General features: G+C 45.3%; 12 protein-coding genes. 10 read left to right on the forward strand and 2 right to left on the reverse strand.

Going from position 1 to position 15,491, the window contains the following annotated elements:
• Nucleotides 1-83: 83 nt before the first annotated feature.
• The 4 genes from cysI (at nucleotide 84) to L5M28_RS20135 (ending at nucleotide 6,237) form a co-directional block, all read left to right on the forward strand.
• Nucleotides 84-1,781: an assimilatory sulfite reductase (NADPH) hemoprotein subunit gene (cysI, locus tag L5M28_RS20120; protein WP_212600421.1), complete on the forward strand. Its 1,698-nt coding sequence runs from the start codon at nucleotides 84-86 to the stop codon at nucleotides 1,779-1,781.
• Nucleotides 1,774-2,556: a phosphoadenylyl-sulfate reductase gene (locus L5M28_RS20125; protein ID WP_263196154.1), complete on the forward strand. Its 783-nt coding sequence runs from the start codon at nucleotides 1,774-1,776 to the stop codon at nucleotides 2,554-2,556. Before cysI ends, L5M28_RS20125 begins: the two co-directional genes overlap by 8 nt.
• 756 nt (nucleotides 2,557-3,312) lie before the next feature.
• Nucleotides 3,313-4,098: a monofunctional biosynthetic peptidoglycan transglycosylase gene (mtgA, locus tag L5M28_RS20130; protein ID WP_105251581.1), complete on the forward strand. Its 786-nt coding sequence runs from the start codon at nucleotides 3,313-3,315 to the stop codon at nucleotides 4,096-4,098.
• Between the two features lie 402 nt (nucleotides 4,099-4,500).
• Entirely contained in the window at nucleotides 4,501-6,237 is a 1,737-nt protein-coding gene (locus L5M28_RS20135) for a hypothetical protein (protein ID WP_173496778.1), read from the forward strand.
• 61 nt (nucleotides 6,238-6,298) lie between these two features.
• Here L5M28_RS20135 and L5M28_RS20140 read toward each other — a convergent pair whose 3' ends face one another.
• Both L5M28_RS20140 and L5M28_RS20145 read right to left on the reverse strand, forming a co-directional pair.
• Nucleotides 6,299-7,855, reverse strand: coding sequence for a S41 family peptidase (locus L5M28_RS20140; protein ID WP_263196155.1), 1,557 nt, complete (start codon nucleotides 7,853-7,855; stop codon nucleotides 6,299-6,301).
• Nucleotides 7,856-8,088: 233 nt separating this feature from the next.
• Nucleotides 8,089-8,973: a phospholipase A gene (locus L5M28_RS20145; RefSeq protein ID WP_263196156.1), complete on the reverse strand. Its 885-nt coding sequence runs from the start codon at nucleotides 8,971-8,973 to the stop codon at nucleotides 8,089-8,091.
• A 442-nt stretch (nucleotides 8,974-9,415) separates the two neighbouring features.
• Here L5M28_RS20145 and cobA point away from each other — a divergent pair, with 442 nt between their 5' ends.
• The 6 genes from cobA to L5M28_RS20175 form a co-directional block, all read left to right on the forward strand.
• Entirely contained in the window at nucleotides 9,416-10,261 is an 846-nt protein-coding gene (gene cobA / locus L5M28_RS20150) for a uroporphyrinogen-III C-methyltransferase (RefSeq protein WP_263196157.1), read from the forward strand.
• Between the two features lie 91 nt (nucleotides 10,262-10,352).
• Nucleotides 10,353-11,261, forward strand: coding sequence for a sulfate adenylyltransferase subunit CysD (gene cysD / locus L5M28_RS20155; protein ID WP_105251586.1), 909 nt, complete (start codon nucleotides 10,353-10,355; stop codon nucleotides 11,259-11,261).
• Between the two features lie 83 nt (nucleotides 11,262-11,344).
• On the forward strand, nucleotides 11,345-12,787 hold the full coding sequence (cysN, locus tag L5M28_RS20160) for a sulfate adenylyltransferase subunit CysN (RefSeq protein WP_113939005.1): 1,443 nt from the start codon (nucleotides 11,345-11,347) through the stop codon (nucleotides 12,785-12,787).
• 3 nt (nucleotides 12,788-12,790) lie between these two features.
• Nucleotides 12,791-14,515 carry an SLC13 family permease gene (locus tag L5M28_RS20165; protein ID WP_263204260.1) on the forward strand — a complete coding sequence of 575 codons (1,725 nt, stop codon included), beginning with the start codon at nucleotides 12,791-12,793 and terminating at the stop codon, nucleotides 14,513-14,515.
• A 64-nt stretch (nucleotides 14,516-14,579) separates the two neighbouring features.
• Nucleotides 14,580-15,197 carry an adenylyl-sulfate kinase gene (cysC, locus tag L5M28_RS20170; RefSeq protein WP_105251589.1) on the forward strand — a complete coding sequence of 206 codons (618 nt, stop codon included), beginning with the start codon at nucleotides 14,580-14,582 and terminating at the stop codon, nucleotides 15,195-15,197.
• A 166-nt stretch (nucleotides 15,198-15,363) separates the two neighbouring features.
• Nucleotides 15,364-15,491: transposase (locus tag L5M28_RS20175; RefSeq protein WP_263196057.1), on the forward strand; the 128-nt coding region annotated here is incomplete at its 3' end.

Genomic DNA, 15,491 nt, shown 5'->3' on the forward strand with positions numbered 1-15,491 from the left:
GATAAGAAACGCATAAGAATAGCCAACGCTGCACACGTGATGATCTGTGCAGCCAGCGAACCCAATTTTAAGAGGCAGTTGCCATGAGTGAGCAAAAGTTAGCGTTAAACGAATACCTAAAGACTGACAGCGATTACCTGCGCGGGACTATCAAAGAAGGTTTAGATTCTTCTGTGACTGGCAGTTTCAGTGACGGCGATCAGCAGTTGATCAAATTCCATGGCTTCTATCAGCAGGATGACCGCGATTTACGTAATGAACGTAAAGAGCAAAAACTCGAACCTTTATATAGTTTTATGTTGCGTGCCCGTGTACCCGGCGGTATTTGTTCTCCGCAGCAATGGTTAGGCGTAGATAAAATTGCCTCGACTTTAACTAGCTCGAACAGCATTCGTTTGACGACCCGTCAAACCTTCCAATACCACGGTATTCCTAAGCGTAACTTGAAGACCATTATTCAAGACTTAGATCGCGAAGCGCTGGATTCGATTGCTGCCTGTGGTGACGTTAACCGAAACGTCATGTGTAACCCCAATCCGGTGGAATCTAAACTGCACGAGCAGGCCTATGCGGTGGCGAAACAACTGTCTGATCATCTATTACCCCACACTCGCGCCTACGCCGAAATTTGGTTAGATGAAGAAAAGTTACTCTCAACCGAAGATGAAACCGTCGAACCTGTGTATGGCAAAACTTATCTGCCACGTAAGTTCAAAATGGCGGTTGCAGTTCCTCCCGATAACGATGTTGACGTTTACACTAACGATTTAGGCTTTATTGCTGTTGCCGAAAATGGCGAGCTAGTTGGCTTTAACTTAACGGCGGGTGGCGGCATGGGCTCGACCCATGGCGAAGTAGAAACCTTTCCACGCCTGGCTGACGACTTTGGTTTTATCAAAACTGAAGACGTGATGAAGTTTGCTGAAGCTGTCATGACAGTGCAACGCGACTGGGGCAATCGCTCTAATCGTAAGCGCTCGCGCCTTAAGTACACAATCGTCGACCACGGCTATGAAAAGTTCAAAGCCGAAGTCGAACTGCGTGCAGGAGTAAAATTTGAACCTAAGCGTGATGTCGTGATTGGCGATCGCGGCGACCGTTATGGTTGGGTCGAAGGCGTTGACGGTAAGTGGCATTTAACCCTATTTATCGAAAGCGGCCGCATTAAGGATTTACCGGGCCAGACCCTGCAAACGGGGCTGCGTGAAATCGCTAAGATTCACAAGGGCGATTTCCGTATGACCTCGAATCAAAACATGATCATCGCAGGCGTCGCGGCGGAAGATAAAGCCACCATTGAAGGTTTAGCCCGTAAACATGGTCTGCTGGGCCAAGTGTTGACGCAAACCCGCGGTCACTCGATTGCCTGTGTGGCGTTGCCGACGTGTCCATTAGCGATGGCGGAAGCCGAGCGTTATTTCCCTGAGTTTATCGATCATATCGATGCGCTACAGGCAAAACACGGCATCAGCGAGCAAGCGATTGTGGTGCGGATGACGGGTTGTCCTAACGGCTGTGCCCGTCCTTTTGCCGCTGAAATTGGGCTTGTGGGTAAGGCGCCGGGTCGTTATAACTTGTACTTAGGTGCAAGCTTTGAAGGGACTCGTCTGAACAAGATGCACAGAGAAAATATCCAAGAGGCGGACATTCTCGCCGAATTGGATACCCTGTTTGGCCGCTACGCCGTAGAGCGTGATGCAGGCGAAACCTTTGGTAACTTCACCGTCCGCGTGGGTGTAGTGAAGGCGGTGATTGATGCCGCTAAGGATTTTCATGGCTGATCTTGACCAAAAAACCAGTGATAAAGTGCCGACTGTGGTCAGCGCTGCCGAACTCAAGGCATTATTGAGTGCGCCTAAGGCAGAACAAGCGATAGAGCTTGAGCGCATAAATCAGTTCTTAGCCGGATTGAGCGCGCAAGAGCGAGTGCTATGGGGCTTAACTTATTTGCCCGGTAATCATGCGCTGTCCTCAAGCTTTGGGATCCAAGCCGCTGTAATGCTGCATATGGTGAGCCAGGCACAGGCGAATATTCCGGTTATTCTGACGGATACGGGTTATTTATTTCCTGAGACTTATCAGTTTATCGACGAGCTGACAGAGCGTTTATCACTGAATTTAAAAGTGTACCAAGCAGTGATGACATCGGCATGGCAAGAGGCGCGCTTTGGTCTGTTGTGGGAGCAAGGGGTAAACGGACTAGAGCAATACAACCGGTTAAACAAAGTTGAGCCTATGCAACGCGCTTTAGCCGAGCTTGAGGTCGGCACTTGGTTTGCAGGGCTTAGACGCAGCCAAGCCAGTACCCGTGAGGCGTTGCCGATACTGGCGATTCATGGTACTCGCTTTAAGTTACTGCCGATTATCGAGTGGTCGAATAAAGATGTTCACCTCTATCTGACGCAATTTGACTTGCCGTACCATCCACTTTGGGACCAAGGCTATGTTTCTGTGGGGGATACCCATTCGAGTAAACCACTCGAATTAGGCATGACAGAGGAAGAAACTCGCTTTAATGGCCTACAACGTGAGTGTGGTCTGCACTACGAAATCTAGTCATTTTATTGATTTTAAATATTAAACGCCTCAACTTAGTTTGGGGCGTTTTTTTATCACTTTAAGATAAGTAGGGTGAATTTAATACTCTGGACTGTCGAGGAAGCTAAGTGATGTCATTTAAGCGTCATTTAACTAAGATAGATTGATATTCATAGAGTTAGTTTGCATTCATTTTTAAATGCTAAAAATGTTGTACATTTTTACTCACAGAGTTATGCACATTAGTTAAGCCTGCGCTATATTTTGAAGTTCCCGTAGATGGTTTTGAAGCGTTTTACTGCGTTAATTGACATGATTCATGTCTTTTATGAGGTTAAGTTGTTGTATATCGGTATTTATGGGCTGGGTTTGCTGTGTATCGATATGGCTTAATTGGATGCAGTGAAAGCGTTGAAAACCTGACTCGCACCTGCGAGTATCAAGCAGTTTGATTGACTTGCTAGCTCTCGTTAATCAGTCATCATTACCTCGGTCAGCTGTCGTCAAAGCTGCCGAGGTCAAGTTAAGTCGACCCCAGTTAATCTTCAATAGTGATTTGTTCTTGTTATGGTTATTTCTCAACCTATCTTTGATTATCGAGTAAGATATCCTTGGTGTTTCCTTTACTCTCGTAGCATGATCAGCTTGCAACTCGCGTAAAGCTTTAGAATATTTTCTGTAAGCCTAGGTTGCCCCAAAGAATCCTTGCAATGGGATGGCTTGACTGGATAGATGAGAAACAAGAAATGAGAGTGTGTGGATGAGATGGTATAAATGACGGCCCCTTTATATGCGATGCGAGATCATGTCAGGCGTCCAAGTGTCAATAAGTCGAGTGACCCAGCACCTCAGAGACGAAAGCGTGGTTTTCGTCGTTTATTGTCTTGGTTATTTAAGGGATTAGTTTGGGCATTTATTTGCTCAATTTTATTAGTGATCCTACTACGATTCGTCGATCCTCCTATGTGGACTTGGCGTATCGAGCGTGCCTTATTTCCACCTGCACCTATCGGTGAGATCAGGCATCAATGGCGCGATTTAGCGCAAATTTCTCCCGAATTACAATTGGCTGTGATTGCTGCGGAAGATCAACGTTTTGTTGAGCATACTGGATTCGATTTAGCCGCGATAAGTTCGGCGCTGAAATACAACCAAAAAGGCACCAAAGTCCGTGGGGCAAGTACCTTAAGTCAGCAGGCGGCGAAAAACCTTTTTATGTGGTCGAGTCGCAGTTTCTTTCGTAAGGGATTGGAAGCTTGGTTTACGTTATTGATGGAGTTGACTTGGGATAAGTCGCGTATTCTTGAAGTGTATTTAAATATTGTAGAATTTGGTCCAGGCATTTATGGCGCCGAAGCGGCATCAAAGCATTATTTTGGAAAGTCAGCGGCAAAACTCACCCAATACGAGGCCTCATTACTCGCAGCCATTTTACCCAATCCTTGGCGCTATAAGGTGTCTCCACCGTCATCCTATGTACAGCAGCGCTCAGCTTGGATTCGTAAGCAAATGCGTCAGCTAGGTGACGTCACGCTTAAAAAAGTCCACGAAGCACGATGACGCTCTGGTGAGTTAGTTTGAGTGAGATGAGCTTAATTTGTCATTGGGTTCTTTGCTTAATCGTCGATGACTTTGAGATGTTTTATTACCGAATTGAAATAAGATTGGAGTTATGTTTAATAAACGTTAATTCTAATGCGTTTTTAATGCTGCGAACTCCTATCCTGTTCGCTTCTGTGTCGGTTTAATGTTAAATTATCGGGAAAATTTTATACCTTAGTTTCGCTTAGCCTAAGCATTTTAAACTGGGTTTGTATTGCGTAGGGCTGAGTCGTTGCGTTTTCTGATTTTGCATTATCTGCATAAGGGATATGTAAGAGCGGATAAATATTTAAATACCTAAGGTGAGTTCTTTAGGTATTGTTTTCATAAAATTGAATGTCATTAAATGGAGTTTCTTAAATGAAAAAGATTGTGATTGCCGCGGCAATTATTGCAGCAGGTGCTGGTGGTTATTGGTATATGCAGAATGGCGCGGGTTCTAGTGCCTCTGCTAATCCTTTGCTCGACTATGTACCTGCCGATACGCCGATATTTTCGGGCCAGTTAAAACCCTTCCCGTTAAAAGCGTATTTACAGTCTATTTCTGGAAATTATCAGCAATATCCAAGTAATACGCTTGATGAACTCGGTGTGCAGGATAGCCCTATGGGCAAGTTCTTCGTTAGCATTTATCAGCAGTATATGGATGGGATGAAAGATCCTGCCTTACTGTTAAAAACCTTCGGTTTCCCCGATGAAGTTAAACCTTATATTTATACTTTAGGTGCTTTGCCAGTATTAAAGATTGATGTTAATCAGGCCGAAGCATTTTGGGCTGTATTAGATAAAGCCGAAAAAGACAGTGGTGTAACCCACGAAATGCGTAAAGTGGGTGATGTTGATTATCGCGCTTATGCACTATCGGATGAAAGCTCAGCAGAGAAAGCAGAACTGCTATTTGCCCAGAAAGATGGCATATTAACGATGACTTTCAGCACCTCTATTACCGAGCCTGAGTTATTAGAAATGGCATTTGGTATTAAGAAGGCGCCGCAGTCATTAGCCGCTTCTGGCATATTAGAAGATATTATTAAGACCCATGGTTTTAAAGATGACAGCATTAGCTTTATTAACCATGTGGAAATTGTAAAGGCATTGACCTCTGCAGATAGCAATATGCTAGCTAAGCAACTGACTCAATTTTTTGCTGATGAAAGTGAGGGTGAAGATCCATTAGCTCAAATCAGAACACCAGAATGTCGTACCGAACTGACTGCGATTGCCGCTAACTGGCCGCGTACCGTTGCTGGTTTAACGGCGTTTTCTGTGACTGAAAAAGAAAGCCATATGGCGGCTTCATTTGTTGTCGAAACGAAGAATCAACCTATTCTTGCGGCAATGCAAAAGATGCGTGGTTTTATTCCATCGCATCTGGCGGATATCGACAGCACTATCTTCTCCATGGGAATAGGTCTAGATATCAATGAAATTACCCCTTCATTAACGGCTATTTGGGATGATCTGCAAAAGCCACAACTGACCTGTGCACCATTGGCAGAGTTGCAGGCTGAGTTGAGCCAACAGAGCCCTGCTATGCTAGGCATGTTTACTGGCATGGCTAACGGTGTGAAAGGCATGAGCGTTTCATTGCTCGATTTTAAAATGAGCACACAAGATCAAGAGCCTAAGTTAGAAAGCTTAGATGCTTTAGTCAGCCTTAGCGCCGAAAACCCATCCATGTTGTTCAATATGGTGAAACCTTTCGCCCCTATGCTGGCTGAAGTGCAATTAGCCGATAACGGCGATGCTACTGATTTATCTCCAATATTGATGTTGCCTCCAGAGTTAGGTGTTAAGCCAATGCTGGCGATTAAAGGCCAACATTTAGTGGTGTATAGCGGTGATAAAGGCTTGGCTTTAGCCAACAAATTAGCAGGCGAGAAACTGTCAGCGAATGGTATGTACAGCTTGTCTGCTGATTACGGCAAGATGTTTACGCCAGTGCTTACACTGTTAGAAATGAGCGGTGAGCCGATCCCTGAAGAAATGCAAATGCTTAAAGATTACAACATGCGAGTTCAAATGAGCTTTGATGTGAATAAGCAAGGCTTGGTCATAGGTTCAGTCGCCAATTCTAAAGCGACTGAAAAGAAGTAATGCGTTAGTAAACTCATATTTGCTTAAAAAGAGCCTGCAGATTGCTGGCTCTTTTTTTGGCTTAATTTAGCTTAGCTTGAGCCAACTTAGTGTGCTGTGCTGGCAGTACAAGTTGTGCTTTTGGCTTGGCGGAGCGCATTAAACTAACGAGCCCTTGCCATTGAATATCACTGTTCTGAGGGAGCAAAATATCCGGTTCAGTCCCGATACCGGACAGGAGTCTCCCTTGTGCATCATAGGTTAACGAACTGCTGAATCTTATGTTTAATCCACTGTTTGGCAGTTTGAAATGATACTGACGTGCAAAGTCGCCTGAGGTTTTTTCACCAATCAAATTTGCCCTAGACCAAGATTTAGTACGATAGGCAATCCACTCGCATTCTTGGCGACAATGGGGACTCACGAGTAGTGCTAAGCGATTTCGCCCTTCAGGAGCCACCGCAGGCTTAGTGCGAACATACCAAGGGCTGAATTTCTCTTTATCGACAGAGGGTAAGTTACGGGTGAGAGATTTGAGCCTAGGAGGACTGTACTCTAACGCATCCAGAGGCATAAAATTGAGCGGCTGTAGATAATCATTTCTCAGCTCTGGTGAGCGGCGATAGTGCGCAAATCCCATCACGTTAAGTGCTAAAGTGTTATTTAAATCCGTATCTTGATATCGCGACAGCATAGTCAATAATTTTGGACTAAAGCCACTGGCATCACGTAAATCAATGATCAGTAAGGGATGTGTCATGCCTTTGAGCAGTTCTTGCTGTTGTTCTTTATCTAATTCAAAGGCGTAGAGATCGCTGATCTTAAGCTTGACCGTCGTATTGTTGACCGTCTCTAATTGATTTGGCATGTCTTGAAATTCGGTGCGTTCAAATTGAGATAATTGGTTAATAAACTCGAGCACATTAATATCTTGAGTCTCGTCTTTTTCACTGATAGTTGCTAATTGAACTTGCGGTTTATGGCTTGGCAGGGCGAGAGTCACCTGCTGGCTTTGCAGGTCATCATTAATTAGCGTAATGACTACATAGGGCTTTATGCTGAGTCCTAAGTCTTCGCGCAGTAGGTTAAGTTTTTTCAGCCAAGGTAACTGCATTTCTTGACTCTGTTTTGCCGGCTCAGGTAAGTAGGTTTGGCTGGCCGCTACCCATTTGCTCATAGGTAAACCATCGATATGAGTGATAAAGGGGAAGTCGTTGTTGACTGGATTATTACCGTTATCCAAGGCTAACCATTGGTCGTTGACTGGCCTTAGCGTTAACGGGAGATCGCCGCTTTGATCATCGAAGTTATGCACTTGAGCGCCTGGATCTTTGAGGGTATTGAGTAATTTAGTGACTTCAGCAGCAAAGCGATCATTGGGAGTAATATCTTGATACTGTTCAACAATAAGGCTAGCCATAAATTTAAGCTGCGGGTTGGCTTTGTCGGCCGTTAAGGCATAAAACGCTGAGTGTTGCTCGATTTGATCCAATAAGGCATAGAGATCTTGGCGTACCTCTTGTGCATTCAGCACTGGTGCAGCGCTATCTTTTGGCGCAGCGAAAAACGCGAGCTTAAGTAAGCTCGCGAAAATAATGACACTGAGTAGCATGACTATGCTGCGGTAGCTAAAACTCATATTCCTCCATGATGTTAAGGCGCTGCTTCAGGGCACAAAAAGGTGTGCGACTATCGGCTTAAATGCCATTCGGATCAATGTAAATCGTCCCGCTGAGCCATAAACTCAGGTCCATCTGAGCAATTTAGCAGCAGGTTTGGTAGATTAGCAGCAAATTATGGTCGATTTTTGTACTTAGTCACTTTATATACCCAAACAATCTTAAACAGCGGGACCAAGTGGGTATATCTTTCTTATAGAATATCGTTGAGTGAAATTCCGATACCAATACGTTGATTGTGATAGTTGTAATCGATTAGGCTTTCGCCATAACCATTAAAGTATTGAGTATAAAAGCGTAAGTTGCCGACGATAGGATGACTCCAAGTCAGTTCTGCTGAGCCTCTGTCGATATCTTCTAGATTGGTTTTAACAGTTAAAGTGAATCTATGTTCATCGATACCATAAACGCCAATAAACTCTGCTTTACCTATATAGTCATCAATATTAGGGTTATCGTCGCCGCTGGATTTATATGGATCTGTCTTTTCATCTTCAGGAATACGCCACCACACTTTGGTGGAGAAGGCGAGTGGGCCTGCATCAAAAATCATAGTGGCATAGAGTCGATTCCAACTGCGGGAAAGTGGCCCTGCTTTACCATTCGATTGATGTACGGCACCAAATCCCCAAAAGGAATTGGTCACACTGCCAATTTTCCAATCGTTATTAAACAGCATAAAGACTTCAGGCTCGTGATTGGTTTCCCTAAAAGGCGATGAAGTGTCTTTGTTATAAACCTGCCAATAGGATTGATTGGTGTAAGCAAAAAATAAATGGCCATTATCACCAAACACATTGTACCAAATAGGAAATTTAAAACTGATTTGGAACTTAGCCTCAAACTCATCTAAAGAATAGGGGTTGAGTATTGCATCTTCGGTGAAAGGTGCCATGTTGGGATCTGGGCTGTAGGTGACTGGTAAAAGGTAATTCACTTTATGTGGCGTAATCACAAAAGGTAGATCCGCCGTGGCAAGTTCATCTTTTACTCTTCCTTTTACTAATGATTCTTCGGCATTTACGTCCGTACAGGCTAATAGCCCTGCCAATGCAATACCTGAGTAAAGTGGTTTCATCTGCCCTCCTTGATGTGTTTATTTATTTGTCAGTCGTACTCAACAAAGATAGTTATTTCCAGCTTAACATTAGAAAGTGAATTTATGCTTATGGAAAAATCCGGTGTCACTTAATGAAAAATCTTGTAGTCAGCCATTTTTAGTCCCATAGAGACATGTTTAGGTAGAATTTTTGGCAATAACATAGTGCCAAAATCATGCACTTAGCGGACAGATATTATTTTGATGCAATTCGCTTAATCTTATTAAGTTATTTTTATTTCAATGGGTTAACCTGGATTTAGGGCATTTTTGATTTTGAAACCCAAGGTTTTCCCCACTTTAAGTGAGTGGTCACTTATTCTTTTATATCTAAATGATATAAAAACTAATAATTATCTATTTATTATGGAATATAAGACGCGCTATATTTCTACAGACTAAAGTGATCTTGGGGATTCTGATGGAAATTTTCTCTTTACCGGGCCAAGCGGCCAAAGGCAAAGTCTGGCTGGTGGGTGCCGGTCCCGGCGACGTTGAGTTATTGACGTTAAAGGCATGGCGCATCCTTAAAACCGCTGATGCAGTGCTATACGACGCTTTAGTCAGCCAAGATATCCTCAATCTTATTCCTAAAGACGCTGAGAAGATTGCCGTAGGTAAACGTGCGGGCAAGCATAGCGCCGCACAGGACGAGATTAATCAGTTACTCGTCACTAAAGCTTACACCCGTAAAAATGTGGTGCGCCTTAAAGGTGGCGATCCTTTTATTTTCGGCCGCGGGGGCGAAGAGTTACAAACCTTAGTTGAAGCTGGGGTTGAGTTTGAAGTCGTTCCCGGCATTACCGCTGCCAGCGGCACGTCAGCCTATGCGGGAATTCCCCTAACCCACAGAGACCATGCCCAAGGCGTCACTTTTATCACTGGCCATTGTCAGTTAGAGAGTCGCCCTATGGATTGGCAAGGTTATGCTAATCCTAACAATACCTTAGTCGTGTATATGGGGGTTCTGAACGCAGGCATTATTCGCCAAGGTCTAGTCGATGCGGGCCGAAGCCCTGAAACGCCTGTGGCGATAGTGTCAAAGGCAACCACTAAAGAGCAACGTCGTTTTATCGGCCGTTTAGGTGAGCTTGAACAGCTTGCCGCCGATCCAGAATTACAAATGCCAGCTTTGATGATCATAGGTGAAGTCGTCACGCTGAGTGACACTTTGCATTGGTTCAAACCTGAAGCGATTGAATCGACTCAGATCAGTGATGAACAGACTCAATCGGTTAGAGTGTCGGCCGTCGCGTCGATAAGCTAAGCCGCAAACAGTTAAAGCTATTAAGCAGTTAAACAAATTAAGCTAATCCATGCTGTGGTAACACGGCGAATTTAAGGTAACGGAGAATAGTATGGCCGGGCGTGAACTAAGCCACTTACAACAACTGGAAGCCGAGAGCATCCAGATCATTCGTGAAGTTGCAGCCGAATTCGATAATCCTGTGATGTTGTATTCCATCGGGAAAGATTCTTCCGTTATGTTGCACTTAGCGCGTAAAGCCTTTTATCCGGGCAAGATCCCATTCCCGTTGCTGCATGTCGACACGGGGTGGAAATTCAAAGAGATGATCGCGTTTCGTGATGCGCAGGCAAAGAAATTTGGCTTCGAGTTACTGACACACATTAACCCAGAAGGGTTGGCGCAGGGGATTAACCCCTTCGACCATGGCAGTGCGAAACACACTGACATCATGAAAACTCAAGGATTAAAGCAAGCACTTAACCAATATGGTTTCGATGCGGCTTTCGGTGGGGCTCGCCGCGATGAAGAAAAATCGCGCGCCAAAGAGCGTGTGTATTCCTTCCGCGACCGTCACCACAGATGGGACCCTAAAAATCAACGTCCAGAATTATGGCGCACCTATAACGGCGCAGTGAACAAGGGTGAAAGTATTCGCGTATTCCCATTATCTAACTGGACTGAGCTGGATATTTGGCAATATATTTATCAAGAAAACATTGAGTTAGTGCCTTTGTACTTTGCTGCTAAACGTAAAGTGGTTGAGCGCGGTGGTCAGTTAATCATGGCTGATGACGAGCGGATGAAGTTAGCCGAGGGCGAGCAGATTAAAGAAGAAGTGGTGCGTTTTAGAACCTTAGGTTGCTACCCACTCACGGCCGCCATGTATTCTGAGGCCGACAGTCTAGAAAAGATTATTGAAGAAATGCTGTTAACCCGTTCGAGCGAACGTCAGGGCCGATTGATCGACTCAGATCAAAGTGCCTCTATGGAGCAGAAGAAGCGTCAAGGCTACTTCTAATCTCTACAGGGTTAACCCTATTTCGCGAAAGTGGCGCAAGTAAAGCGCGACCTTCAGCCAAGCAGATCAAGAGTGAGAGTAAGATGGACAAAGCGGTCAATAAAACCAATCTCATGGCGGCAGAAATTACCCTCCATGGTGTGAAAGAATATCTAGCCCTGCAGCAACACAAAGGCTTACTGCGTTTTTTAACCTGTGGCAGTGTTGACGATGGTAAAAGTACCTTAATCGGCCGTCTGTTACACGACAGCGCCCAGATCTATGAAGATCAATTAGCGAGCCTAAAGAGCGACAGCGCTAAGATGGGCACCACAGGTGAAGCCATTGACTTAGCCTTGCTGGTGGATGGTCTGCAAGCCGAGCGCGAGCAGGGCATCACTATCGATGTGGCTTATCGTTATTTTTCAAGTGATAAGCGCAAGTTCATCATCGCCGATACGCCAGGGCATGAGCAGTACACTCGCAACATGGCAACGGGTGCATCGACCTGTGATTTAGCGGTGATTTTAGTCGATGCCCGCTACGGCGTGCAGACTCAGACTAAGCGTCATGCGTTTATCGCGTCATTACTGGGTATTCGTCACTTTGTTGTGGCCGTGAATAAGATGGATTTGCTTGGGTTTGACGAGCAAGTATTCAACCGTATTCGTGCCGATTTTACGGATTTCGTTAAAGATTTCGGCAACCTCGATATCCACTTTGTGCCGTTATCGGCGCTTAATGGTGACAACGTGGTTGAGCGCAGCACTCAAAGCGACTGGTATCAAGGCGGTACACTGCTTGAACTGCTAGAAACCATTGATACTCAACGTGAACTCAGCTCATTGCCAGTGCGTTTTCCTGTGCAATATGTGTCGCGTCCTCACTTAGATTTTCGCGGTTTTGCAGGCACTTTAGCCTCTGGCATTATCAATGTTGGTGACGAGTTAGTCGCTTTGCCATCGGGCAAACGCAGCAAGGTTGAACGTATTGTGACCTTCGATGGTGACATACAAGAAGCGGTTGCTGGCCAAGCTGTGACGATCACGCTGGAAGATGAAATTGATATTTCCCGTGGCGATTTACTGGCAAGACCGGATTCTGCACCTGCCGTCGCTAACGTGATCAGTGCTGATATAGTGTGGATGGATGAAAAGCCATTACAACTCGGTCAGTTATACGACATCAAAGTGGCCGGTAAGAAGACGCAAGCTTCTGTGACTGCTATCGATTATGTGGTTGACGTTAACACCTTAGCGCGCAGTGCGACAGATACGCTTGGGCTAAACGCGATTGCGCGTGTGACCTTAGAATTGACCGAAGACATAGTGTTTGATGCATATTCGTTAGTGCGTGATACGGGCGGAATGATCTTAATCGACCGCCTGAGTAATGCGACGGTTGCCGCAGTGATGGTGGTGTCGGGTCAACATGTTAACAAGCAAACAGCATCACAATTTAGTGCCTTTGAAGTCGAGTTTAATGCCTTAGTGCGTAAACACTTCCCCCATTGGCAAGCGATAGATATCACTAAGCTTGGAGCTTAATTTGTGAGTGACTTGTGGCTATTAGCGATTATTTTGATAGGGCTTGTGGCTGGCTTAATTAGCGGCCGTATCAATCCAGCGGTATTGTTTTTATTTGCATTTTTGCTCTGTTATTTGCTTGGCATGGTTGCGCTCGATACCGCATTAACAAGCTTTACCAATATTGGCTTAGTCACGCTGGTCCTCTTGGTATTGGCCGCGACGGCGTTAGAAAAAACGTCCCTGCTGGGAAAGTTGAGTCAAGTCATAGGCAATAGTTCTTTGCCTATGACAATGGCAAAGCTCGGTTTTTCGACGGCTTTACTGTCGTCATTTACCAATAACACTGCAGTTGTGGCATCACTGATTGGTGTTGTGCGCCGCAATCAAGCACACGCGCCAGCTAAGTTATTATTGCCGTTAAATTATGCGGCAATTTTAGGTGGCACACTGACCCTGATTGGTACCTCGACCAACTTGATTGTGAACTCCTTTGTAGAAAACGCCGGCTTACCCGCCTTAGGCTTCTTCGAGTTTACGCCAGTTGCAGTGGTGATCGTCGTCGCAGGCATCTTGTTACTGACCTTACTGGCGAACATTCTGCCCGACAGACGGGAAGAATCAGATGAAGAAGCGCTGCCATATTTGCTCGAAGCCCATGTGGCGAAAGGTTCGTCCTTGGTCGGTCGCAGTGTGGTGGATAACAAACTTAGGGCACTAAAAAAGTTATATCTGGTTGAATTAGAACGCAGTGGCATTTGTATTTGCCCTGTGCCGCCCCAGTTAGTGTTGCAAGCGGACGATGTGCTGCGCTTTAGTGGCGCGGTGGAATCGGTTGAGTTATTGCACCAATTCGATGGTTTAGATTGGTTTGGTAAACATCAAGCCAAAGGACAAAATTTAGTTGAAGCTGTACTCGCACCGTCATCCAGTTTAGTGGGCAGTTCGTTGAAAGCATCGCGTTTTCGTGAGCAATTTGATGCGGCTGTGATGGCCATTCGCCGCGGAAATCATCCGCTGAAGGGCGGACTCGGTGACATTATTCTGCAACCCGGTGATGTGTTGTTATTGACGCCAGGTGATGGTTTTAGCAATAGCGCAAAGCTGAGTTCAGAGTTTGCAGCGATCAGTGGCTTAGATTTGAATGTGCGTCTAGACAGTCGTCGTGGTCGTTGGGTATTGCTGGGCTTTGCGGCAACGATCGTCCTGAGTGTCACTGGCATATTACCCTTGGCTAAAGGTTTAGTGATATTGCTGCTCAGTTATTTTGCCATAGGCGCAGTCACACTGGCTGAGCTTAAACGCCGTTTCCCATTGGAATTAGTGGTGATCGTGGGGAGTGCATTAGGGCTTGCCAACTTGATGATGAGTACAGGCCTTGCGAACAGTTTAGCCCAAGGATTACTCTCAGTTATTAACGGTTATGGGGTATTTGGCGCTTTTGTCGGCGTGTATTTAATGACCTTATTGCTGACTGAACTGGTGACCAATAACGCAGCGGCGGCGCTGGCGTTCCCTATCGCTTACGCGATCGCGCTTAATTACGGTGTCGATGCAAGGCCCTTTATTATGGCCGTTGTCTTTGGTGCCAGCGCGAGCTTTATTTCACCCTACGGCTATCAGACCAATTTGATGGTATTTAATGCGGGTAATTATCGCTTCAGTGACTTTGTCCGCCTTGGATTGCCGTTATCTGTGCTGTATTCCCTGATAGTGATATTTATGGTGCCGATCATCTTTCCATTTTAGTGATTAGCTTGAGTTTATTGCCCTTATGTTAGCGGTTAGTCAACATGGGGATTGAGGAGTTTTTATGACAAATATCGTGTGGCATCAACATCCTGTAGACCAAGCCGCCAGAGCCGAGCAGAAAGGCCAAAACCCAGTACTACTTTGGTTTACCGGACTTTCTGGCGCGGGCAAGTCAACATTGGCGGGTGCACTAGAGCGGGCGTTATTTGAGGCGGGATTCCACACTTATTTGCTCGATGGCGATAATGTGCGCCATGGCCTGTGTAAAGATTTAGGGTTTACGGTTGAAGACCGTGATGAGAACCTGCGTCGTGTGGGTGAAGTGGCTAAATTGATGGTGGATGCGGGGCTTGTGGTGTTATCGGCCTTTATTTCCCCGACCCGTGAAGAACGTGATGGTATTCGTGCCCGTTTTCCTGCGGGGCAGTTTATTGAAGTGCATGTAGCGACGCCTTTGAGTGTGTGCGAGCAGCGTGACCCTAAGGGGTTGTATGTGAAAGCGCGCAGTGGCGAAATTAGCAATTTCACTGGTATTTCATCACCCTATGAAGCGCCATTAGCCGCTGAGTTAACCATAGATACCAGCAAAGGCGATTTAGTGACACAAGTGCGTGCATTAATCGATTATTTAACGGCGATCAATGTTATTAATGCCGATAAGGCAAAAGCGCTAGCTTAACATTTAGCCCTTATCTTGCTTAAAAGGAGCCTTTAGGCTCCTTTGTTATTGTCATCCCAAAACCACCGCCTCTGGCGGTGGTGATTGTTCCTTGAGGCTATAGCCTGAATTACGCCCATGCTAAAAGAGACTTCTTATTCACCACAAGTAAGAGGAAACGAAAAGCATGGGCGATTATAGAAGTTCATCACATGTTTATTGGCGTTGCAAATATCATATTGTTTGGACTCCGAAGTACCGTTTTAAAATATTAAAAGGAAACCTTGGTAAGGAGTTATACAGGTCAATTTATAT

It is taken from the genome of Shewanella sp. SW32 (assembly GCF_025653365.1).
Lineage (GTDB): Bacteria > Pseudomonadota > Gammaproteobacteria > Enterobacterales > Shewanellaceae > Shewanella > Shewanella oncorhynchi.